Here is a 20,849-nt window from a genome sequence, read left to right as displayed (position 1 = left end):
AGAATGTGGAAGCGGGTCGGCCCAAATCCGTCATAAGGAATACATAAAAAAGGCTCGTGCAGAATGCACGAGCCTTTTTTTGCTTTTAGGTCCTGAGCCGAAAGTCAGCACATTTCCCACATTAACACATTAGCACATTATTTACATCAGCACATTATTCACATCAGCACATTTTCCACATTGGCACATTAGTAAGACGGGCCTTTGTCGGTGGAGACCAGCTGTTCTTCCGCGTCCACGTACTGCTCGATGGGGGTGCAGGAGCAGATCAGGTTCCGGTCGCCGTAGGCTGAGTCGATGCGGGCCACGGTGGGCCAGAATTTGAACGTGCGGGCGTACTCCGTCGGATAGACCGCCTGCTCGCGGGTGTAGGGGCGGGTCCACTCGTGCACCAATACCGCCGCGGCGGTGTGCGGAGCGTGCTTGAGCAGGTTATCCTTGGCGTCGGCGCGGCCGGCTTCCACTTCGGCAATTTCCTGCCGGATGGAAATCATGGCCTCAATGAAGCGGTCCAGCTCCTCCTTGCTTTCCGATTCGGTGGGCTCCACCATCAGCGTACCGGCTACGGGGAAGGACACGGTGGGCGCGTGGAAACCGTAATCCATCAGGCGCTTGGCAATGTCCTCCACCTCAATACCCGATTTCTTGAACTGGCGGCAATCCAGAATCATCTCGTGGGCGCAACGGCCATTGGAGCCGGTATACAGCACCGGGAAATGCTCTTCCAGCCGCGCCTTGATGTAGTTGGCGTTCAGGATGGCAATTTTAGTGGCATTCTGCAATCCTTCGCCGCCCATCATATTGATGTAGGCGTAGGAGATGGGCAGAATGCTGGCGGAGCCCCAGGGTGCCGATGTAACGGCCCCGGCCGTGCGGCCATCCGCATCGATCAGCACGTGGCCGGACAGGTAAGGGGCCAGGTCGGCTACTACGCCGATGGGTCCGACGCCGGGTCCGCCGCCGCCGTGCGGAATGCAGAAGGTTTTGTGCAGGTTCAGGTGGCACACGTCAGCCCCGATGGCGGCGGGCGAAGTAAGGCCTACCTGGGCGTTCATGTTGGCCCCGTCCATGTACACGCGGCCGCCATGCTGGTGAATGGTGGCGCAGATGTCGATGATGGTTTCCTCATACACCCCGTGGGTGCTCGGGTAGGTCACCATCAGGCAGCTGAGCTTATCGGCGTACTGCCCGGCTTTGGCTTTGAGGTCGGCCACGTCGATGTTGCCGTCCTCGGTGCTTTTCACCACCACTACCGTCATGCCGGCCATCACGGCCGAGGCGGGGTTGGTGCCGTGGGCCGAAGCCGGAATCAGCGCTACGTTACGGTGCTGGTCGCCGCGGGCGTCGTGGTAGCCCTTGATGGCCAGCAGGCCGGCGTATTCGCCCTGGGCACCGGAATTCGGCTGCAAACTCACGGCGTCGAAACCCGTGACTTCACACAGCCACTTTTCCAGATCGTGGAAGATTTCGGTGTAGCCCTGGGCCTGCTCGCGGGGGGCAAACGGGTGCAAGCCCCCGATTTCGGGCCAGGTCACCGGAATCATCTCCGCCGTGGCGTTAAGCTTCATGGTGCACGACCCCAGCGCAATCATGGAGTGAACCAGGCTCAAATCCTTGTTTTCGAGCTGCTTCATGTAGCGCAGCATCTCGTGCTCGGAGTGGTGGGTGTTGAAGATCGGGTGGGTGAGGTAGTCGCTCTGACGAACGAAATTTTCGGGCCACGTCACTTCCACCTCCGTCGGCAGCTCCACCAGCCCCTGAACTTCCTTGCCCAGCACTTTGGCAAACACGTCCACGATACCGGCTACGTCGCTGATTTCGGTGTTCTGGTGCAGGGAAATACCCACGCGTACCGCGTCGAAATAGCGGAAGTTGAGGCCCGCCGCTTCGGCTTCGCGCTTCACGGCCTGCTGCAGATCGGTGCTTTCGAGGCGCAGATTCAGCGTGTCGAAATAAAACGCGTTGGTTTGCTCTACGCCCAGGCCGTGCAGGGCCTTATCCAGCGTCCGGGTCAGGGCGTGGATGTTAGCGGCAAACTGGCGGATGCGCTGCGGCCCGTGGTAGACGGCGTACATGCCGGCCAGCACGCTCAACAAAACCTGGGCGGTGCAGATGTTGCTCGTGGCCTTTTCGCGGCGGATGTGCTGCTCGCGGGTTTGCAGGGCCATGCGGTAGGCCTTGTTGCCGGCGGCGTCGATGCTCTGGCCGATAATGCGGCCCGGAATAACGCGCTTGAACGCATCCTTGGTAGCCAGGAAACCGGCGTGCGGACCACCGTAGCCCATTGGTACGCCGAAGCGCTGGGAGTTGCCCACGCAGGCATCAGCCCCCATTTCGCCGGGCGGGGTGAGCAGGGTGAGGGCCAGCAGGTCGGTGGCAACGGTTACGAACTGACCGTTATCGTGCGCTTGGCGGATGAAGTCAGTGTAGTCGAACACCTGGCCGTCGGCGGCGGGGTATTGCAGGATGGCCCCGAACAGCGCCTCATCGGTGAGGTCGGCGGTGCGGTGGTCGCCTACTACCAGCTCAATGCCCAGCGGGGTGGCGCGGGTGCGCAGCACGTCCACGGTCTGGGGCAGCACCAGCTCCGACACAAAGTACCGGGTGGCGTTCTTCTTCTTGCTCAGGCTATGAAACATGTGCAGCGTCTCGGCGGCGGCGGTGCCTTCGTCGAGCAGGGACGCATTGGCTATTTCGAGGCCGGTCAGGTCAATAACCATGGTCTGGTAATTGATCAGCGCTTCGAGGCGTCCCTGGGCAATTTCGGCCTGGTAGGGCGTGTAGGCCGTGTACCAGCCCGGATTTTCGAGGATGTTGCGCTGAATAACGGCCGGCATCTGGGTGTCGTGGTAGCCCAGGCCGATGTAGTTTTTGAACAGGCGGTTCTGGCCGGCAATCTGCTTGAACTTCGCCAAAAAAGCCCGCTCCGTCAGGGCAGCAGGCAGGTTGAGTGGCTTTTTCAAGCGGATAGCGGCCGGCACGGTCTCGTCGATGAGCTGGTCAATCGACTCCACTCCGATGACGCGCAGCATCTCGGCCACGGCCCCGCTGTCGGGTCCGTTATGACGGTCCACGAACACGTCGGCAGGCTTGGTTTTCAGCAACATAAGGAAAAGCTAGAGGTGGCGGGAATACGCGGCCACTGGGGTAGCCGCACCTGTAACAAAGGTAAGCCGAAAACCTCACCCGGTAGTAAGCCGGAGAAAGGAGAAATCAGGAGGAAAAGCCTTTTTATCGGGCGGAGGTTTTGCTTTTTGCCGGTAGGCTTAAAGCCCCGCCAGTAGATTCCGGCTGGCTGGCCTGGCCGGATGCCGGTGGGGACCAGGGCCGATCGGAGCCCCGCGCCCGCAGGACAGCCCAGAATATTTAACCAGCTTTGGGGCCGCATTCCCTCCCACCCGAATTCCCAAGCTATGCGTCCCCTCACCCTCGGTATCATCCGCGAAGGCAAAACGCCGCCCGATAAGCGCGTTCCGCTCACGCCCAAAAAGTGTACGGAAGCCCAAAGCCTGTTTCCAAACCTCACCGTAGCGGTCCAGGAGAGCCCCCTGCGCAGCTACTCCGACCAGGAGTACCGCGACCTGGGCATCGAAGTGCGGGCTGATGTGACGGATTGCGACATTCTGCTGGGCGTGAAGGAAGTGCCGGTGGCGCAGCTGATTCCGAACAAGACGTATCTGTTCTTCTCCCACACCGTGAAAAAGCAGCCGGCCAACCGCGAGTTGCTCCGGGCCGTGCTGCAGAAGAACATCACGCTGATCGATTACGAAATGCTCACCAACGCCAGCGAAGAGCGCATCGTGGCGTTCGGGCGTTACGCGGGCATCGTGGGAGCCTACAACGGGCTGCTGGCCTATGGGCGGAAGCATAACCTGTTCCGGTTGAAACCCGCCTACCAGTGCGTGGATATGGACGACATGCAGGAGGAGTTTTTCAAAGTCCGGGCGCTGCCGCCGATCAAGATTGCCGTTACCGGCTCGGGCCGGGTGGCGCAGGGAGCCCTGGAAGTGCTGGACCGCATGGGTATCCGGCGGGTGAGCGTGTACGACTTTCTGTACCTTGGCTTCAAGGAACCCGTGTACGCTCAGCTTCGCAGCTCCGACTACAATGCCCGCCGGGATGGGCGGGTGTGGGATACGCCGGATTTTCACCACCACCCCCAGCTGTATACGTCGACGTTCGACAAGTTTCTGCCCGTCACCGACCTGCTGATTGCCTGCGCCTACTGGCACCCGGCGGCCCCGCTGCTGTTCAGCGAAGCCGATACCCGGCAGCCCACCTTCCGCATCAACACCATTGCCGACGTAACCTGCGACGTGAACGGCTCGATTCCGACCACCAGGCGCAGCAGTACCATTCAGGATCCGCTGTTCGACTACAACCCGCAGACCGGCGCGCTGGAGCCAGCCTGTTCCCGCCCGACCAACATTACGGTCATGGCCGTGGATAACCTGCCCTGCGAGCTGCCCCGCAACGCCAGCCGCGACTTCGGCCGCCAGTTGCTCGACAACGTTTTTCCTCACCTGCTCAGCGACGATGCGGATGCCGTCATCGAACGGGCTACCATCACTCGTAACGGCCAGCTAACCGAACGCTACCAGTACCTGAACGACTATGTATTATGAGTTGCGTGTTATGAGTTGCCAGTTGCGTGTTATGAGTTGCCGGTTGCCAGTTGCCAGTCTCGTGCTGTCTGGTAGTGGTTGAACAAACCGACAACTGATAACCGGCAACCGGCAACCGGCAACCGGCAACTGGCAACTGGCAACCGGCAACACGCAACTGGCAACTGGCAACCGGCAACTGGCAACTGGCAACCGGCAACACGCAACTGGCAACACATAACCGACTCAGACGCCGTGCAGCACCGGGTACTTGGCCTGTACCAGCATATACAGTCCGTAAGCCATCAGGCCTACAGCAACGATGCCCAGCACGGCGGGGCCCATGGCGCTGAGTAAATCGAAAGCCCCCTCCGTGTCGCTCACCTGCCGGGCATTGGATGACCGGGCCGCCTGCACGAAGAAATAACCCACGAGAGCCATAACGATGCCCCGGGCGGTATAACCCACCTGGCCCGTGCGAAAAACGAGCTGCTGTTGTTGCGCCGTCAGGCTGCTGGCATTGACGTGCTCGGCAAACTTACCCGAGTAGGCATGCCAGATCTGGTACAGTCCCGTGCCGATAATAACCAGGCCGATACCAGCTACCAACCATTGTCCGAAAGGCTGAGCCAGCAGCGTAGCCACCGCCGACTGCTTGGCGTCGCCGCCGCCGCCGGACCCGGCCACGGCCGTGTTCTGCCAAGCCGCTTTGCCGGCATAAAATGCCAGGGCTACATATACCAGGCCGCTGCCGGCGTAGCCCAGGCGTTTGGCTAGTCCTTTCGCGCCGGAGCCCTTGCTTTCCGTGTCGCGCAGGGCCTGGGTGAAGCGCCAGATAACGTAACCCGCGAGTCCGAAGGCAATCAGGCCCAGCAGAAACCGCCCCAGGGGCAGATCCTGAATGGCTTGTACGGCCTGCTGCTTATCGGTCGTTTTACCCCCCTGCGTGCCGGTGGCTGCCAGCAGGGCCAGGATGCCCATGGTGAGGTAAACTACGCCCTTGGCCGCGAAGCCGAAGCGAGCCAGTAACCTGATGCCGCGGGAAGGAGAAGCACTGGGTAGAACGGAGGAAAGAGATGCCATAGCGGGAAAGCCGAAAATAGGGTGAGATGGTACGTACGGCTCCTGGGCCGAATGGGTGCCCCTACTTCCTGGCCTGCTTTCTTATCAAACCCCGTGGCGTCCAAGCAGGCTGCTGGGCTGATACACCGCCGCGCCCTGGCGTAGCAAAGCCTGATTTTCGGGAATGTCTAAGGTGAAAACGGGTTTGCCCTGGGCCGAATTACTGTGCAGCAGCTGCTCCAGGGTGCTGTCGGGGCCGGCAAAAGGAATGAAGAACTGATCGGCTAAATCCGTAATCAGCAGATTGCGGATATCGGCCGTTTCCTGGGACGAGATGGTAACATCAGGCTCGAAGAGCGTGACAAACAGCAGGCGGCCGGCTTTTATTTCCGGCGCGTACTCCGAGCGCACATTGGGCTGAATACCCCGGGCCAGAACGTAGACAATAGGCTGCGTGCTTCCTTGCAGCAGGTAACGAAAAATGCTTTGCTCGAGCTGGGAGTGAAAGCCCGATATCACGCACTGCCCACTAGCCCGCTGCTCCATGGCCCACAGATTAGCGCCGTGCTCGATACCGATTGGGTAATCCCGCGAGCAGAAAAAAGCCGTCTTAGGCTGCTTCAACAACGCCGCATCACCCAACAACCGCAATTCTTCAGGGGCAATAGTCATAAGGATTCATCTCGGAGATGACCACAAGTTACGGACGCGCAGAAGCTGAGTAGAACCAAAAAAGCCCCCACCAACTCCTTACGGACGGTGCGGGGCTGTATTGGGAAGAGCAAAACGCTTAGAAATTGCGGTGAAACCAGTCTTTGATTTCGGCTACCGTGTGGCCGGTTTTCTGCTGCAACTGTCCAAACCACTCGTCCTGCTTGCCTTCGCTGTAGTTCAGGTCGTCGTCGGTCAGGTTGCCCCATTGCTGCTTGGCTTTGCCTTTCACTTCGTTCCAGTTGCCGCGGGCCCGCAGCTCCGATTGGTCATCGACGTTGTTTTGATTGAGGTCCATCGTAAGGGGGGAGGGGGTGAGGTGAGACTATCTTCTCAGAAGATACGCAACCCCAACGGCAGGGTTCTTTTAATTTCTGGTTATGCCAATGCTAACTACTTGAAAGTAGGTGGGATAAGGTGCTGGACGGGCTTTAGTGTTGGCCAAAAGCTATGGCTATAAGCACCACTACTGCTACGACGGAAGCGCCCAGGCCTGCGCCAAATCCCGCGGCGGCCTGCCCCAGCTTCTTGCGTTGGGCCTGCCGCTGGTAACCGCTCAGATAGGCGGGATTCTGCAGCAGGGCCTGATCCGGTACTATCAGGTTGGAGGTGGCGGGGCGGGTAGCTGCAATAGCGGCTCCCGCCGCAATTCCGCCCGCGCCGCCTATCGGCAAGGAAACTACTGTGGCACCAAACGTCCCCCAGAATGCTCCCGGAGCCTTAAAGTACTTACGGGCATCCCGCTGACCCTGGGTGCGGGCCTGTTCCGAAGTGAGCGGGGCAGGTGTTGCCGCCGCCGCCGCATAGGTAGAAGTATGAAGCATTTCCTTCGTGCCATTCGCGTACCGGATCATGAATACGTCGGAAGTATTCAGAAACAGGGTATCGGCCGGATTGGCGGGTAAGACGAAGGAGATTTTCTCGGGTCGAATGGTGAGCACCCGCGCCGGAAATTCTTCGCCGTCGGTGCGCAAAATGACGTCCTGCGCCTGAACGGCGAACGGCAGGCTACTGAGGAGGAGCAGAATGAAGTAACGGTAACGCATGATTTCTACGAGGAAAAGAGATACAAATGGCCGGTGGTTCGCATGGCGTTAGTTGCGCCGCGAGTTAAAGCCCACCAGCAAGCTGATGCGGGCGCCACCATTGCCGGGCACCACCGCCAGATTTACCGGGAAGTTAACTCCGTGGGTCCGGTAAGTGGTGCCGACCGCCAGCGCAATACTGGCGCTGATCGGCGTCAGGTTGGGGCCCAGACCAAACTCGAATCCTTTGGGGCCACGAATCCCGATCAGGGCATTCAGGCTGGGAATGAATTTGTTCTGCTCCAGCCCACCGATCAGCGGCACTATTTCTACCAGGCCCGCGGTACCGTTGGGCAGGCGAAACACCCGCGTCTCAAACTGCCAGCCGAACTGCGTTATAAAGGGTTTGATGTTGCGCTCCTCCGCTTTGGTAGCGGCACCGGCCGTCAGTACCGTGAAGCCCAGCCGGGGCCCCCCCAGGTGAACATCGTTGTAGGCTGATTCTTCGTCGCCGGGTACGGTCGGACCAGATGGCGCCGCCGGGGGCGGCGTGTTCGGTAACGCCGGGGCAGGCGACAGGCCCAGCACTTCCTTGGTGCCGTTGGCGTAGCGAATCATGAATACCTCCGACCGGCGGACGGTAATAAGGGGGCCATCGAGGTTGTCGGTACGCTTGTAGCGCACTTCCAGAGGAGTGATTTCCAGCACCTTGACCAGCACCTCGTCCCCGTTTTTTTTGGTGAGTAAATCCTGGGCCTGGGCGGTAGACGCCAGCAGGCTGAAAAGAGTGAAGAGTAAAAAACGGTTCATCGGTTGGGGCGTTGGGGGAAAGAATAGGTCGGAAAGGTGCAACGCATTATGGGTTCGTCGGCTACGAACTTAAACCCGCCTAAGACTCGCAAATACAGATTTTATGATTATCAAATACCTGATAATCAACGTAATAATGTGCATTGGGCTGACTTTGGGGCTGGCCGCTTTCAGGTAAAAGGCCCGCTCTGATGGGAGCGGGCCTTTTGGAATATTTCAGCTGGACCGAAGTCCCCGCAAGCTATTTGGTCTCTTCTACCATTTTGCCGGCGGGCTGGTCTACTACTACCGCCGTGTCGCCGGCCTCCGGAGCCATGTCCGATTTTACTTCACCGGCAGCATTTGAAGTCGCGTCAGCAGCATCCTGCGTGGTGGTAGCAGCATCAGCCGCGGCGCTTTCGGCGGTAGCTTCGGCGTTGTCCTGAGTTTTCTCCGAGCAGGAAGTAACCGCGAAAGTACCGAAAGCAGCCAGCAGGAGGAGAGATTTGAAAGAGGTTTTCATGACTAAAGCTAAGGGTTAAATGAGTTTGGGTGTCGTTCATACCAGCCGGCAAGGAAAAGTAACCCGGTCGGGTAAAAAACGTGGCTAAGAACTTGCAGCCCGGCGCGTACGTAGCCTGTCATATTGCCTGCTTATTTTCCCAGATGTTCGGTTTATTTCGCTTTTCTCTGCTCCCGATCCTGTTAGTGCTCAGTCTGAGCAGCCTGGCTCAACGCTCACCCGGCAACGATGGCTTCCAGCGGCGTGATGGTACCATGTACCGCATCCGCAACGGGGAGCAGCGCGCCATGAATCATGATGTGCACCTACCTAATGGCCGGACCATCACCCGCGATGGATTCGTGGTTGACGCCACCGGCCGGCGTACGGAGCTGGCCGAGGGTAAGGGCTGTACGTTGCTGGGCGCTCCCACGGCAGTCGTGACCACTGCCGCCGGGCTGACCCTGGCATCCCCAGCCAGTGCCGTACCGGCTACGTCGCGCTACGAAGCCGATCTGTTGGATCGGGTGTTTGGGCCGCGCGGACGCGGCAAAGGCTGGGGGCGGTACAAGAAGCACGGCAAATGGAAGCGGGATAAGGACGATGATTAACGCCTGAGCCAACCGGATGGCTAACGTAGATCGGAGCTTATTCCAGTGGTTCGCCCTGCTTATCGATGTAGAAGGTGCGGCCCTGCTGCACCACCCGGGCCCGGCCCTCACTAAAGTCGCTGGCATCGGAGTAGAGCCCAAAGGGCTTGGTGTCCGTTCCGGGCTCGTCGAGGTAGTCAGGACTGATAAAGGTGTAAGCGCCTCCCAGTTTCACCCGGGCCAGACCGTCGTGGAAGGAGTAGGCCTCCTGAAAAAGTACGGGGGGCCTGGCTTCCGCGGCGGGTCCGCTGATGTAGAACCAGCCCCGGTGGTCCAGTACCGCGGCACGGCCTTCGGAAAAGTCCAGCGCATTGAAGTAGTACTGGTTGAACTCCTCGCCCTGCTCATCCAGGAACGTGTAGAGGTCGCCGATCCGGGCCCGGGCGAAACCGGCAGCGTAAGGATTCAGCGCATCATAGGCAGGAGCCAGGGTTTCGGCTCCTTTTTCATTGATGAAGCCATAGGCTCCCTGCCGGCTTACCACTGCCCGGCCATCGCGGAATTCGGCGGCGGTGGCGTAGCGCGCCGGTACCAGGGTATCGCCATTGGCCTCCAGAAATCCCCAACTGCCATTCTGCTCAAAAGGCTTAGGCGGGCCGGCGGTAGCAGCGCGGAAAATCCAGATCAGGGCCACGAGTCCTGCCACTGCCCCCACGACGACTCCCAGCCGGGGCAGGCGCCGGCGCCACTGTCGTAATAGCCTGCCATACGCCTGCCCCGGGGTAGTTCCCGGCAACGTAAAAGCGGCCGGGGCCACAACTGGTGCCGCCGGCGTGCCGCTGGCAGCAGGGCTGGCTCCCCCGTCAGCCCCGGGAATACCAACGGTAGCCGGCGGCGGAGCAGTGGCCGGTGCCGGCGGCGCAGTGGCGGCCTGCATCTGCTGCATGAGCAGTCCTAACTGCTGAATTTTGGCATCCAGCTCCCGGTTGCGGGCCTCCGATTCGGCCCGGGAGGCCGCCATGGCTGCTTCCAGGATTTCTTTTTCGCGACTCTCGGCGGCAATCCGGGCCTGCAGCGCGGCGGCTTCAGGAGCTACCGCCGGGGCCTCCGCCAACCTTTCGCGCAGTTGGGCAATACTATGCTCCCGCTCCGCTTCGCGGGCTTCCAGGGCCCGCAGCTGAGCGCCTACCTCGGCCTGCATAGTGGCGCGCAGCTGCTCTAAACCCTGCTTTTCCTGCTGCCGGGCGGCTACTTCCTCGTAGCCATAAGGAGCCGTATCCAGATCATCTATATCGTGTGCCCCGAGCCAGTGCCAAAGCTGCGTAGCCTTGTGTTTGAGAAAGCCCGGCCCCTCGGCGGTTGCGGGCAGTTCCGGATCAGGATCTGTATCCGCGGCATACTCCGTGGTTCGGGACGAGGCAATGGTTGAGGCGGTTGCCGTCACCCGGTCGGCCGACTCCAGCTCCCGGGCTAGTTGGGCAATATCCGATTCGGGGAGGTCAATTTCGGGCGTGGCCAGCTGGGCAAGGCGGCGCGTGAAGCGCGTCGGGTCAGCGAGGAGGTGAAAGCTGCTGGCCGCGGGCACGGCCGCCATGCGCTCCTCTATTTCCCGCCCGAACACCACTGGTTCACCAAAGAGCAACAGCCCGGTGATGAAGTTTAGGTTGGCCTGTTCTGCCGCTAAGTAGGGCCGCAGGAATTGATTCAGGGCGTCTTTCTGCTGGCTGAACTGCTGGAAAGGATTGTCGGCCCCGGCCGCGCCGGTCAGGGGGGCACTGTCGAGCTGCCAGGCGGCGTGCGCAAAATCGCGGATGGCCAGGCGGCCGCCCCGGGGCTCAAGCAGAAGCAGGGTAATGCTGTGGGGGCGCACCACCACCGCGTCCAAAGGGTGGTCATCGGACAACATCAGGTTGCCGATCAGCAGGGTTGCGGGGGCCTGCGACTCGGCCTCCAGGGCCGTGCGGACGGCGGCAAACTGGGTCTGCCGGGCGGGGTCGGAAAAAGGAGCGCGTAAAAAAACGTGAAGCATAGGCAAAGGAAGCGGACCACAATTTCCCGGCCAGACGGGCCGGGGCATTTGTACGGAGGAGGCGAACGGTTGGGCTAACTTTTCCGCGGGCAAGGCAGTATAGCAAATACTTTCTTTCGCTTTTTTGCCTGTGCTCATGGATTCGACTGCCCCCACGCCGCAAACTCCCGTTACGCCCACTATTCCGTTGGCTGTAACCGATCAGCAAAACTCGGCTCTGCTCGATGATACGCTGAAGCTGCTCACTGCGGGCCTGCCCGAAAAAGCGGACAGCCGGGGACTGACTGAAATTGACCGGTGGGCTGAAGTTCTGCGTTCTTCGGAGCGCCCCGGCCTGGCCAAGATCATTCAGGAACTGAAGCTGCTCAATGAGCAGCTCAGTACCCCCGATACTGCGGCCCACGATATTGCCGAAACCCTGGCTACGCTGGGGGCCGAAACGGTGAAGGTAGCCGATGAAACCAGCGACGACTACAGTGGCCCCCTGACCCGGCTCGGGAAGCTGCTCATCAAAATGGGCAACGCGCTGTCCCGTTAATCCAGCCTTCGCTTAAACGCACCAAAGCCTCGGCCAAGCACTGGTTGAGGCTTTGGTGCGTTAAGCCGGCGCGGGGCCCGGCTGAGGAACTAAGAAAACCGGGCCCTGGTGGAGTAGTTCAGGTGCCGGGCGCGTACTTTTGCGCCGTGGTTTTCCCGCCGCTTTTGTGGTTTATTATGCCTGGTTCCGCCGCCCCTGACCTTACGCTGTACTATCCTTTCGAGGAAAAGCACTTTGCCGACCACTGCTTTTTGTGCGGCACGGCCACGGCTCCGGCCGAAGTAATCCTGGTTTTTGATCAGTGGCTGCTGCAGCGCTACGACCTGGCCGGCCAGCAGATTCAGCTGCTCGACCAGAGCGTACGGGCTTATGAGCAGCTGCAGATTCCCTGTTGCCCGAAGTGCCGGACGCACTACGTGGAACCCCTGGAAACCACTATGGCCGCGGCGGTGGATTCCGCCGCCTTTCGGGAGCTGGACGAGAAAACTCTGTTTCTGTGGCTGGGCAAGATGTTCTATGGCATCCTGGTGCTCGAACTGCTCAACGAGCTGAATCCACTCATTAAGCCGCAGTATCCGTTGTCGGAAAACGGGCAGATGCTGCGGCGCCTGCAGGCGTTTTTTCAAACGTTCCAGGCGTTGCGCGTGCCCATCGTGTTCGAGGATTTTACGCCGGCTTCCATCTTTATTCTCCCCGCCGATTCTCGTCAGGATCAGATTTCATTTGAATACGATGATGACCTGACCACCATGACGTTCAGCATCCGGCTGGACGATATGGTGCTGATAGCCTGCTTTATCGACAATGGCATGCTGCGACAGGCTATGCGCCGCGTGTATCAGGACGCGCAGCGGCCGCTGCATCCGGTGCAGATAGCCGAGTTCAAAGCCCGGGTGTACTACGGGGCTCATCTGCTGAATGTAGTACCCGACTATTATGCGCGGCCGGTGCCGGCCGGGGCCGACCACATCATTTACGATACGCTCATTGACGACATCACCCGGGAGATTTTCAATCCCTGGGAAAATTCCGGCTACGGACAGTCGTTGCAGGAAATGTGGAAGCGGTGGCAGATTCCGTACACTGAAATCATGCGCGACCCGGCCCAGCCCCTGAGCTACCTCTACGATCAGCAGGGCCGCCCCCGGACGCTGGACGCATTTCCGGAGTCAGCCGCCGGCCCGGCTGGTCAGGGTTAACCCGCCCGCCAGGCGGGCTCGGGTTTCACTGCTTTCACGATTTTCACGTTTTTCCACATTTCGTCGAGGTGCTCCCACTTGGCGGCCAGGATATCCATGCAGTGGCGGTGCCGCCGGTTCATCGTGTCGTGAATGATGTAAGTGCCGTCGAGCTTCTTGGAAATGCCGGTCACGCGGACGGAATCCCCGAAATTGAATTTGCCGCCCCAGGGCTTGAGCAGGTCGCGCGACAAAGCCATCCAGCGGTTTTTGCTGGAATGCTGCGGCGTAATAAAGGAATTGTCGGCCGTGATGAAGGGCTCGGAATCGGTTTGCCGGGGGTCAGGCTCGTAAATGGTAGCCGTGACGGTGTAGACGGGCAGCCGACGGGGAACTCGCCTGGGAACGATCAGCGAGGGAGCAATCAACGTTACCATTCGCGGGCTCAGGTGCGCAACGGTCGAGGGGAGGGCGGCGGCGGTGGAAACCGGCCGGGCAGGAAAAAGGAAGGTCAGCAGGAATAGCGCAAGGGACATGACGTTGAAGTTAATGAACTCTTCTTTCGTCCGAAGAGGATGGACAGCCGGCCCGACCCGGCAAACGGGAGGTGGAAAACCTGGTTTTTAAGGAAAAAGTTGCCCGATAATCTATGGGCAGGCAGCTGGGGAATCAGGCGGCCCCAGAAACCCGAACAGGAAGCTCAATATAGACGATAACAATAATTACTTAGACTTATAAAATATTGTCTTTTTTAACGGGAGTGTAAAGGTAGTGGAAATGATTTTAGCGGTCAGCTAACGCATTTAGCTGACTGATGCCCAACGGCCTGGGAATATAGCACTTCGATTGACCAGCGAATCGGAGGCTGTCGGTTTTCTGGCCATTAAGCAGGATCGTAAAACCAGGTTGCAACGGAACACGGGTGGGGCAGGTGCGTACAGTCGGGAACAGGTTTGCTGATGCCGTTCCGCGTCTTTCCACTTCCAACCCAACCCTCACCATGGCGCTTTCTTTCCCTTTGTGTTCAGTTAGTCGCCTGGCTGCCGTAACCAGCCTGCTGGCGCTCGGGCTGGCGGCCGGCTGCTCGTCGCCGGCTGCTGATTCCGGCACTGCCCCCGCCGATTCCGCCGCCGCCGCCGCGCCCAAAGCCCCGGCCGCTTCGCCGCTACAGGTAGTAGCAGCCCTGCGCGAGCCTCAGTTCGTCGGGGTGGCCGTAACGCCGGACGGCCGCGTGTTTGCTGTCTTCCCTCGCTGGGACAATAACCCCGTCGCGGCAGTTGCCATTATCGGCGCTGACAATTCCGTGCAGCCCTACCCGGACGCTGACTGGTGCGCCTGGAACGAAACCGTCCGCAACGAGCCTCAGAAGCACTGGATCTGCCCGCAAAGTGTGTACGTCGATAAGACCGGGATGCTGTGGGTGCTCGATCCGGCCTCGCCCGGCTTAAAAGGAACCGTACCTGGCGGCCCGAAGCTGGTGAAGATCGATCCTAAAACGGACAAGGTAGTGCAGAACATCAGCATCCCGGAAAGCGTGGCTTCGCGTAAATCCTACCTCAACGACGTGCGCATCGATACGCAGAACAACTATGCCTACCTCACCGAATCGGGCGTGGGCAGTCTGGTGGTGGTCGACTTAAAGTCAGGAAAGGCCCGCCGGCTGCTGGCCATGCATCCGTCGATGATGGGCGACACCACGCTGAACATCAAAGCCGACGGCCACGAAATGATTGATGCCACCGGTAAGCACGCCCGGTTCAACGCCGATGGTATTGCCCTGAGCCAGGATCGGCAGTACCTCTACTGGAAGCCGCTGACCAGCTACACGCTCTTCCGCATCAAAACTGCGGCCCTGCGCAACCCGGCGCTGTCGGATGCCCAGCTGGCCCAACAGATCGAGGATCTGGGCAAGGTGCCCGCCTGCGACGGAATGGAAATAGATGCCAACGACAACCTCTACATGACGGCTTTTGAAAACCATTCCATCGTGCGCCGTACCCCGGCCGGGAAGATTGAAACGGTGGTGCAGGACCCCCGGCTGGAGTGGCCCGATACGTTTGCATTTGCCGACGGTAGTCTTTACGTAACGACTTCTGCCATTCACAAAACCCCTACCTGGAATAAGGGAGTGGGGAAGCAGGATCAGCCGTACTACATCTTCAAAATGGCGTTACCCAGGTAGCGGGCCCTCAACAAAGCGTAAAGCCCGGGCTACTTGCCAAACGGTCGTTGCGCTTTATTTTGAATAGATTGGCTTCCTCAACAGCTGATCGGTGAACGTGCCCGCGAAAGCAACTGATTGAAAAAGAGGCGTATTTGCATACGCGAATACAAGTTTTTGCCTTACGGTCAGGACGTATACTTTTACGGCTGACTTATCCCGCCCCGACTCTATGGACGCTTACTCCTACATCGCCAACGCCCACGGCGAATACATCGATCAGCTTTATCGCGCTTACCAGGCCGACCCCGAGTCGGTAGACTTTGGCTGGCGCAAGTTTTTCGAGGGTTTCGACTTCTCCCAGCACTACCCGGCCGACGGTGAGCCGGGGGCCGCCAGCGCCCCGCCGCAATTGGCCGCGCGCTCAGCCCCTCAGGGCAGCCCGGTCGCGCCCGGTGGAGCCCCGGAGCAGAAAGATGGTTTTGGCGTGCTGAGTACGGCTGCCTCGACTAACAACGGCGGCTCGATTATGCCGCTCAATGGCCCGGCCACGGACAAGGAAACGGCCGTCAGCAACCTGATTCACGCTTTTCGCAGCCGGGGCCACCTGCGGGCCAAGACCAATCCGGTACGGGAGCGCAAAGACCGCCACGCCCGCCTCGACCTCACCGATTTCGGCCTGGGCGAAGCTGACCTCGATACCGCCTTCCGCAATGGCGCGCTGCTGGGGCTTGGCGATTCGGCCAGGCTGCGCGACATCGTGGCCGCCCTGGAGAAGATTTATACCCGCAGCATTGGCTTCGAGTATATGTACATCCGGGACCCGCAGCTGCTCGACTGGTTCCGCACGAAAGTAGAGCGGGACTCGCTGAGTTTCAACCCCGGCGTGGAATACAAAAAACGCATTCTGAAAAAGCTGAACGAGGCCGTGGTGTTCGAGAACTTCCTGCACACGAAGTTCCTGGGGCAGAAGCGCTTCTCGCTCGAAGGCGGCGAAACCACTATTGCGGCCCTCGACGCCATCATCAATAAGTCGTCGGAGCTGGGGGTGAAGGAAGTGATGATCGGCATGGCCCACCGGGGGCGGCTGAACGTGCTGGCCAACATCATGGGCAAGACGTACGAGCAGATCTTCTCCGAATTTGAGGGTACCGCCGTACCCGACCTGACCATGGGCGACGGCGACGTGAAGTACCACATGGGCTACTCGTCGGAGGTGGAAGCGGAGGGTGGGCAGAAAGTGAATCTGAAGCTGGCCCCCAACCCCTCGCACCTGGAAGCGGTGAACCCCGTGGTGGAAGGCTTCGTGCGGGCCAAGATTGAGCACCAGTACAACGACGACTACCACCAGATTCTGCCCATCCTGATTCACGGCGACGCGGCGTTGGCCGGCCAGGGCATTGGCTACGAGCTGACCCAGATGTCGCTCCTGGAAGGCTACAAGACGGGCGGCACCATTCACTTCGTCATCAACAACCAGGTGGGCTTCACCACCGACTTCGAGGACGCCCGCTCGTCTATCTACAGTACCGACCTGGCCAAAATCATTGATGCCCCGGTGCTGCACGTAAACGGCGACGACCCGGAAGCCGTGGTATTCGCCGTGCGCCTGGCCACGGAATACCGCCAGCAGTTCCACGCCGATATCTTCATCGACATGGTGTGCTACCGCCGGCACGGCCACAACGAGTCGGATGAGCCGAAGTTCACCCAGCCGACGCTCTACAACCTCATTTCCAAGCATCAGAATCCGCGCGAGGTATACAACGCCATGCTGGTGCAGCGCGGCGACGTGGACGCGGAGCTGGCGACCCAGATGGACAAGGAATTCCGCGACACCCTGCAGGCCCGCCTGGACATGGTGAAGCAGAAGCCCCTGCCCTACAACTACCAGGCCCTCGAAAACGAGTGGCGCAGCCTGCGCCGCTCCAGGCCCGAGGACTTCGACCAGTCGCCGGAAACCGGCGTGAGCGAAGACGTGGTGACGAAAGTAGGCCGGGCGCTGACCACGCTGCCCGAAGGCTTCCGGCCCCTGAAGCAGATTGAGAAGCTGATGGAGGAACGGCGCAGGATGTTCTTCGACACCCGCGTGCTGAACTGGGCCGCCGGCGAGTTGCTGGCCTACGGCTCGTTGCTCGACGAGAAGCACATCGTGCGCGTGAGCGGGCAGGATGTGCAGCGGGGTACGTTCTCGCACCGCCACGCCGTGCTCCACGACGCCGAAACGTCGGCGCCTTACAACTCACTCAACTATATTTCGGAAGGCCAGGAGAAGCTGAGTATCTACAACTCGCTGCTGAGCGAATACGCGGTGCTGGGCTTTGAATTCGGCTACGCCATGGCCAACCCCACGGCCCTGGTGGTGTGGGAAGCGCAGTTCGGCGACTTCGCCAACGGCGCCCAGACCATGATTGACCAGTTCATCGTGAGCAGCGAAAGCAAATGGCAGCGCATGAACGGCATCGTGCTGCTGCTGCCCCACGGCTACGAAGGCCAGGGCCCGGAGCACTCCAATGCCCGCCCCGAGCGGTTCCTGCAGTTGGCGGCCGAAAACAACATCGTCGTGGCCAACCTGACCACGCCGGCCAACTTCTTCCACGCCCTGCGGCGGCAGCTGACCTGGAGCTTCCGCAAGCCGCTGGTGGTGATGTCGCCGAAGTCGATGCTGCGCCACCCGCTGTGCGTGTCGCCGATGGAGGAGTTTACCAACGGCACGTTCCGCGAGGTGCTCGGCGACCCGTTTGCCGAAGCCAAAAAGGTAAAGCGCGTACTGCTGTGCTCGGGCAAAGTGTACTTCGACCTGCTCGATGAGCAGCGTACTGCGAACCGCACCGACGTGGCCCTGGTGCGCCTGGAGCAGCTGCACCCGTTCCCAAAAAAGCAGCTGGACGTGGAGCTGGCGAAGTATCCGAAGGCGAAAGTATACTGGGTTCAGGAAGAGCCCGAGAACATGGGCTACTGGGGCTTCATGCTCCGCTACCTGCGCCGCGAGCTGGAGGACGTTATTGCCCGCAAGCCCTCGGCCTCGCCCGCTACCGGCTACAACAAGGTGCACGTGAAGGAGCAGAAGGACCTGGTAGGCCGCGCCTTCGATAAGCCCCGCGAAGCCGTAGCCGACGACAACATCAAGGACACCGTAGAAATAGCCAAGCAGCAGGACTAACCCCATGGTAACCGAAGAGCAGATTCAGGCCATCGTCCGTCGCATCGTAGCCGGCTACCAGCCCGACCGGATTATTCTGTTCGGCTCGTACGCCTACGGTACGCCGACGGAGGACAGCGACCTGGATCTGCTGGTTATCAAGCCGGATAAGAGTAGTCGGGCTGAGCGGGCCGTGGCGGTGCGCCGGCTGGTACGCAGTCCTGAAATGCCGGCCATGGATATTCTGGTACGGACCCCGGAAGAGGTAGCGGCGGCAGCCGAGGTACGTTTTACGGTAGAGGCGCAAGCCCTGCAAAAAGGCCGACTACTATATGCCGCCGCTTAATCAACAGGAAAAGGCCTGGGTGCAGGAATGGCTAAACCTGGCCAATCATGATTTGCGGGCCGCCGGGCAGATGTTCCAGGATGACGCGGCCCTTTACGGTTATCTGATTGCTTTTATATGCCAGCAGGCTACCGAGAAGTTCGCCAAAGCTGCTCTGACCGTGGAAGGAGTGAATTTCCCTAAGACGCATGATATAACCCGCTTGCTGGTATTGTTTCCGCCAATTTTTGTCTTCACTCAGCAGGAATTTGACGATGCTGCCCGTATCAGTGACTACGCAGTAGAAGTGCGCTACCCGGGCCTTACCATCGTGATGAGCGATTTGCAGGAAGCGCTGCGCATTGCCCGTCATTTTCGCACCCGATTACTGCCCGGCATTCAGGCCGCTTTAGTATAAATCTCCCCACCGAAACCCTTCAACTCCCTCCCTATGGGTCTGGAAATTAAAATCCCCGCCGTCGGCGAGTCCATCACCGAAGTAACCATTGCCAAATGGCTTAAGCAGGATGGCGACACCGTGCGGCGCGACGAAATCATTGCCGAGCTGGAATCTGATAAGGCCACGTTTGAGCTGCCGGCGGAGGCTGATGGCGTGCTGAAAATCCGCGTGGCCGAAGGCGAAACCATCGGTATCGGCACCACCATTGCCGATATCGACGGAGCAGGTGCTCCGGCCCCGGCCGCTAGTGCCCCGGCGGCCAGCGCCCCGGCAGCAGCCGCGGCCCCGGCTCCGGCCGCGGCCGATCCGGTGAGTCAGGGCGAGCAAAACCCTGCGGCCAGCGACCAGGCCGGCTACGGCGGCCAGCCCGCGGGCGGAGCCGCCTCCGCTCCGGCGGCTGCGGCTGCGGCTCCGGCGGCCAGTGCCGGCGGCGCTACGGTTGAAATGAAAATCCCAACCGTAGGCGAGTCCATCACGGAAGTTACCGTGGCCAAGTGGCTGAAAGAGGATGGGGCCCAGGTGCAGCGCGACGAAATCATTGCCGAGCTGGAATCGGATAAGGCTACGTTTGAGCTGCCGGCGGAATCTGCGGGCACCTTGCGCCACGGGGCTAAGGAAGGCGAAACCATTGCCATCGGCGCGGTAGTAGCCCGTATCGAAGGCGGCAGTGGGACCGTTGCCCCGGCCGCCCCCGCGGCTACGCCGGCGCCAACCCCGGCCGCCCCGGCGGCGGCGGCGCCGGCCAATTCAGCTTCGACTTCCACGAGCTATGCCACCGGCACGCCTTCGCCGGCGGCCGGCAAGATTCTCGGGGAGAAAGGCATTGCCGCCGCCGACGTGCAGGGCTCCGGCCGCGACGGGCGCATCACGAAGGAAGACGCCCAGAATGCCCAGGTCCGCCCGGCCGCCCCGGCTCCCGCTGTACCGGTGGCCTCTGCGGCTCCGGCCGCGCCAGCAGCTCCGGCCGCGACTGGCAACCCGCAACCGGCAACCGGCAACAGAAATGTACGCCGCGAGAAGATGAGCAACCTGCGCAAGACGGTGGCCCGCCGCCTGGTGTCGGTGAAGAACGAGACGGCGATGCTCACCACTTTCAACGAGGTGAACATGCAGCCCATCATGGACCTGCGCACCAAGTTCAAGGACAAGTTCAAGGAGAAGAACGGGGTGAACCTGGGCTTTATGTCTTTCTTTACCAAGGCCGTGTGCGTGGCGCTGAAGGAATGGCCTTCGGTGAATGCCCAGATTGATGGCACCGAAATCGTGTTCAACGACTTCTGCGATATCAGCATCGCCGTATCGGCCCCGAAAGGGCTGGTGGTACCGGTGATTCGCAACGCGGAGCAGCTTTCGTTCGATGGTATCGAGAAGGAAGTAGTACGGCTGGCGATGCTGGCCCGCGACAACAAGCTTTCCATCGAGCAGATGACCGGCGGTACGTTTACCATCACCAACGGCGGTATTTTCGGCTCCATGATGAGCACCCCGATTATCAATGCCCCGCAGTCGGCCATTCTGGGGATGCACAACATCGTGCCGCGCCCGATTGCTGAAAACGGGCAGGTGGTCATCCGGCCGATGATGTACCTGGCTCTGAGCTACGACCACCGCATCATCGACGGCCGCGAGTCGGTGTCGTTCCTGGTGCGAGTAAAGGAGCTGCTCGAAGACCCCACGCGCCTGTTGCTGGGCGTGTAGGCACTTGTTTCGAAGACCTTATGCAAAAAGCCGGC

At 60.3% G+C, this 20,849-nt stretch carries 19 protein-coding genes; 10 read left to right on the top strand and 9 right to left on the bottom strand.

Features of this window, described 5'->3' with window-relative positions:
• Positions 1–188: 188 nt before the first annotated feature.
• Positions 189–3,107, bottom strand: coding sequence for an aminomethyl-transferring glycine dehydrogenase (gcvP, locus tag ABD833_RS03275; protein WP_345070963.1), 2,919 nt, complete (start codon positions 3,105–3,107; stop codon positions 189–191).
• Positions 3,108–3,413: 306 nt separating this feature from the next.
• Between gcvP and ABD833_RS03270 the strand changes: the two genes are divergently transcribed.
• Both ABD833_RS03270 and ABD833_RS19295 read left to right on the top strand, forming a co-directional pair.
• Positions 3,414–4,625 carry an NAD(P)-dependent oxidoreductase gene (locus ABD833_RS03270; protein ID WP_345070962.1) on the top strand — a complete coding sequence of 404 codons (1,212 nt, stop codon included), beginning with the start codon at positions 3,414–3,416 and terminating at the stop codon, positions 4,623–4,625.
• Between the two features lie 94 nt (positions 4,626–4,719).
• Positions 4,720–4,845 carry a hypothetical protein gene (locus ABD833_RS19295; RefSeq protein WP_425553559.1) on the top strand — a complete coding sequence of 42 codons (126 nt, stop codon included), beginning with the start codon at positions 4,720–4,722 and terminating at the stop codon, positions 4,843–4,845.
• A 5-nt stretch (positions 4,846–4,850) separates the two neighbouring features.
• Here the strand turns inward: ABD833_RS19295 and ABD833_RS03265 are convergent, their stop codons facing one another.
• The 6 genes from ABD833_RS03265 to ABD833_RS03240 all read right to left on the bottom strand — a co-directional run bounded on the left by ABD833_RS03265 (position 4,851) and on the right by ABD833_RS03240 (position 8,714).
• Positions 4,851–5,687 (bottom strand): DUF1206 domain-containing protein, encoded by an 837-nt coding sequence (locus ABD833_RS03265; protein ID WP_345070961.1) that lies wholly within the window; start codon positions 5,685–5,687, stop codon positions 4,851–4,853.
• A gap of 84 nt (positions 5,688–5,771) precedes the next feature.
• Positions 5,772–6,338: a DNA-binding protein gene (locus ABD833_RS03260; protein WP_345070960.1), complete on the bottom strand. Its 567-nt coding sequence runs from the start codon at positions 6,336–6,338 to the stop codon at positions 5,772–5,774.
• 118 nt (positions 6,339–6,456) lie between these two features.
• Complete coding sequence (locus tag ABD833_RS03255) at positions 6,457–6,675, bottom strand: CsbD family protein (protein ID WP_345070959.1); 219 nt, start codon at positions 6,673–6,675, stop codon at positions 6,457–6,459.
• Between the two features lie 133 nt (positions 6,676–6,808).
• Positions 6,809–7,423, bottom strand: coding sequence for a hypothetical protein (locus tag ABD833_RS03250; RefSeq protein WP_345070958.1), 615 nt, complete (start codon positions 7,421–7,423; stop codon positions 6,809–6,811).
• Between the two features lie 48 nt (positions 7,424–7,471).
• On the bottom strand, positions 7,472–8,212 hold the full coding sequence (locus ABD833_RS03245) for a hypothetical protein (protein ID WP_345070957.1): 741 nt from the start codon (positions 8,210–8,212) through the stop codon (positions 7,472–7,474).
• Between the two features lie 241 nt (positions 8,213–8,453).
• Entirely contained in the window at positions 8,454–8,714 is a 261-nt protein-coding gene (locus ABD833_RS03240) for a hypothetical protein (RefSeq protein ID WP_345070956.1), read from the bottom strand.
• Positions 8,715–8,857: 143 nt separating this feature from the next.
• Between ABD833_RS03240 and ABD833_RS03235 the strand changes: the two genes are divergently transcribed.
• On the top strand, positions 8,858–9,304 hold the full coding sequence (locus ABD833_RS03235; RefSeq protein WP_345070955.1) for a DUF6799 domain-containing protein: 447 nt from the start codon (positions 8,858–8,860) through the stop codon (positions 9,302–9,304).
• Positions 9,305–9,341: 37 nt separating this feature from the next.
• On the opposite strand, the gene ABD833_RS03230 is transcribed toward ABD833_RS03235, so the two are convergent.
• Positions 9,342–11,312: a WG repeat-containing protein gene (locus ABD833_RS03230; RefSeq protein WP_345070953.1), complete on the bottom strand. Its 1,971-nt coding sequence runs from the start codon at positions 11,310–11,312 to the stop codon at positions 9,342–9,344.
• Positions 11,313–11,448: 136 nt separating this feature from the next.
• Between ABD833_RS03230 and ABD833_RS03225 the strand changes: the two genes are divergently transcribed.
• Complete coding sequence (locus ABD833_RS03225; protein WP_345070951.1) at positions 11,449–11,850, top strand: hypothetical protein; 402 nt, start codon at positions 11,449–11,451, stop codon at positions 11,848–11,850.
• Positions 11,851–12,026: 176 nt separating this feature from the next.
• Positions 12,027–13,049: a hypothetical protein gene (locus tag ABD833_RS03220; protein ID WP_345070949.1), complete on the top strand. Its 1,023-nt coding sequence runs from the start codon at positions 12,027–12,029 to the stop codon at positions 13,047–13,049.
• Here the strand turns inward: ABD833_RS03220 and ABD833_RS03215 are convergent.
• Positions 13,046–13,564 (bottom strand): RlpA-like double-psi beta-barrel domain-containing protein, encoded by a 519-nt coding sequence (locus ABD833_RS03215; protein ID WP_345070947.1) that lies wholly within the window; start codon positions 13,562–13,564, stop codon positions 13,046–13,048. The genes ABD833_RS03220 and ABD833_RS03215 overlap by 4 nt on opposite strands.
• Positions 13,565–14,028: 464 nt before the next feature.
• On the opposite strand from ABD833_RS03215, the gene ABD833_RS03210 reads away from it, so the two are divergent.
• From ABD833_RS03210 to odhB, 5 genes are all read left to right on the top strand, one after another.
• Positions 14,029–15,210: an SMP-30/gluconolactonase/LRE family protein gene (locus tag ABD833_RS03210; protein ID WP_345070945.1), complete on the top strand. Its 1,182-nt coding sequence runs from the start codon at positions 14,029–14,031 to the stop codon at positions 15,208–15,210.
• Positions 15,211–15,421: 211 nt separating this feature from the next.
• The gene (locus ABD833_RS03205) at positions 15,422–18,352 is read left to right on the top strand and encodes a 2-oxoglutarate dehydrogenase E1 component (RefSeq protein WP_345070943.1); all 2,931 of its coding nucleotides are present in this window, start codon (positions 15,422–15,424) and stop codon (positions 18,350–18,352) included.
• Positions 18,353–18,356: 4 nt separating this feature from the next.
• Positions 18,357–18,677: a nucleotidyltransferase domain-containing protein gene (locus ABD833_RS03200; protein ID WP_345070941.1), complete on the top strand. Its 321-nt coding sequence runs from the start codon at positions 18,357–18,359 to the stop codon at positions 18,675–18,677.
• Complete coding sequence (locus ABD833_RS03195) at positions 18,664–19,074, top strand: HEPN domain-containing protein (RefSeq protein WP_345070940.1); 411 nt, start codon at positions 18,664–18,666, stop codon at positions 19,072–19,074. Before ABD833_RS03200 ends, ABD833_RS03195 begins: the two co-directional genes overlap by 14 nt.
• Before the next feature lie 33 nt (positions 19,075–19,107).
• Positions 19,108–20,814 (top strand): 2-oxoglutarate dehydrogenase complex dihydrolipoyllysine-residue succinyltransferase, encoded by a 1,707-nt coding sequence (gene odhB, locus ABD833_RS03190; RefSeq protein ID WP_345070938.1) that lies wholly within the window; start codon positions 19,108–19,110, stop codon positions 20,812–20,814.
• The last annotated feature ends 35 nt before the right edge of the window (positions 20,815–20,849 follow it).

It is taken from the genome of Hymenobacter fastidiosus (assembly GCF_039539565.1).
Classification (GTDB): Bacteria; Bacteroidota; Bacteroidia; order Cytophagales; family Hymenobacteraceae; genus Hymenobacter; species Hymenobacter fastidiosus.
This window is presented reverse-complemented; position numbering and strand designations above follow the sequence as displayed.

Excerpts from the sequence above, each read along its gene's own strand:
- gcvP (WP_345070963.1), bottom strand. The coding sequence starts at position 3,107 with ATGTTGCTGAAAACCAAGCCTGCCGACGTGTTCGTGGACCGTCATAAC.
- ABD833_RS03270 (WP_345070962.1), top strand. The coding sequence starts at position 3,414 with ATGCGTCCCCTCACCCTCGGTATCATCCGCGAAGGCAAAACGCCGCCC.
- ABD833_RS03265 (WP_345070961.1), bottom strand. The coding sequence starts at position 5,687 with ATGGCATCTCTTTCCTCCGTTCTACCCAGTGCTTCTCCTTCCCGCGGC.
- ABD833_RS03260 (WP_345070960.1), bottom strand. The coding sequence starts at position 6,338 with ATGACTATTGCCCCTGAAGAATTGCGGTTGTTGGGTGATGCGGCGTTG.
- ABD833_RS03255 (WP_345070959.1), bottom strand. The coding sequence starts at position 6,675 with ATGGACCTCAATCAAAACAACGTCGATGACCAATCGGAGCTGCGGGCC.
- ABD833_RS03250 (WP_345070958.1), bottom strand. The coding sequence starts at position 7,423 with ATGCGTTACCGTTACTTCATTCTGCTCCTCCTCAGTAGCCTGCCGTTC.
- ABD833_RS03245 (WP_345070957.1), bottom strand. The coding sequence starts at position 8,212 with ATGAACCGTTTTTTACTCTTCACTCTTTTCAGCCTGCTGGCGTCTACC.
- ABD833_RS03240 (WP_345070956.1), bottom strand. The coding sequence starts at position 8,714 with ATGAAAACCTCTTTCAAATCTCTCCTCCTGCTGGCTGCTTTCGGTACT.
- ABD833_RS03235 (WP_345070955.1), top strand. The coding sequence starts at position 8,858 with ATGTTCGGTTTATTTCGCTTTTCTCTGCTCCCGATCCTGTTAGTGCTC.
- ABD833_RS03230 (WP_345070953.1), bottom strand. The coding sequence starts at position 11,312 with ATGCTTCACGTTTTTTTACGCGCTCCTTTTTCCGACCCCGCCCGGCAG.
- ABD833_RS03225 (WP_345070951.1), top strand. The coding sequence starts at position 11,449 with ATGGATTCGACTGCCCCCACGCCGCAAACTCCCGTTACGCCCACTATT.
- ABD833_RS03220 (WP_345070949.1), top strand. The coding sequence starts at position 12,027 with ATGCCTGGTTCCGCCGCCCCTGACCTTACGCTGTACTATCCTTTCGAG.
- ABD833_RS03215 (WP_345070947.1), bottom strand. The coding sequence starts at position 13,564 with ATGTCCCTTGCGCTATTCCTGCTGACCTTCCTTTTTCCTGCCCGGCCG.
- ABD833_RS03210 (WP_345070945.1), top strand. The coding sequence starts at position 14,029 with ATGGCGCTTTCTTTCCCTTTGTGTTCAGTTAGTCGCCTGGCTGCCGTA.
- ABD833_RS03205 (WP_345070943.1), top strand. The coding sequence starts at position 15,422 with ATGGACGCTTACTCCTACATCGCCAACGCCCACGGCGAATACATCGAT.
- ABD833_RS03200 (WP_345070941.1), top strand. The coding sequence starts at position 18,357 with ATGGTAACCGAAGAGCAGATTCAGGCCATCGTCCGTCGCATCGTAGCC.
- ABD833_RS03195 (WP_345070940.1), top strand. The coding sequence starts at position 18,664 with ATGCCGCCGCTTAATCAACAGGAAAAGGCCTGGGTGCAGGAATGGCTA.
- odhB (WP_345070938.1), top strand. The coding sequence starts at position 19,108 with ATGGGTCTGGAAATTAAAATCCCCGCCGTCGGCGAGTCCATCACCGAA.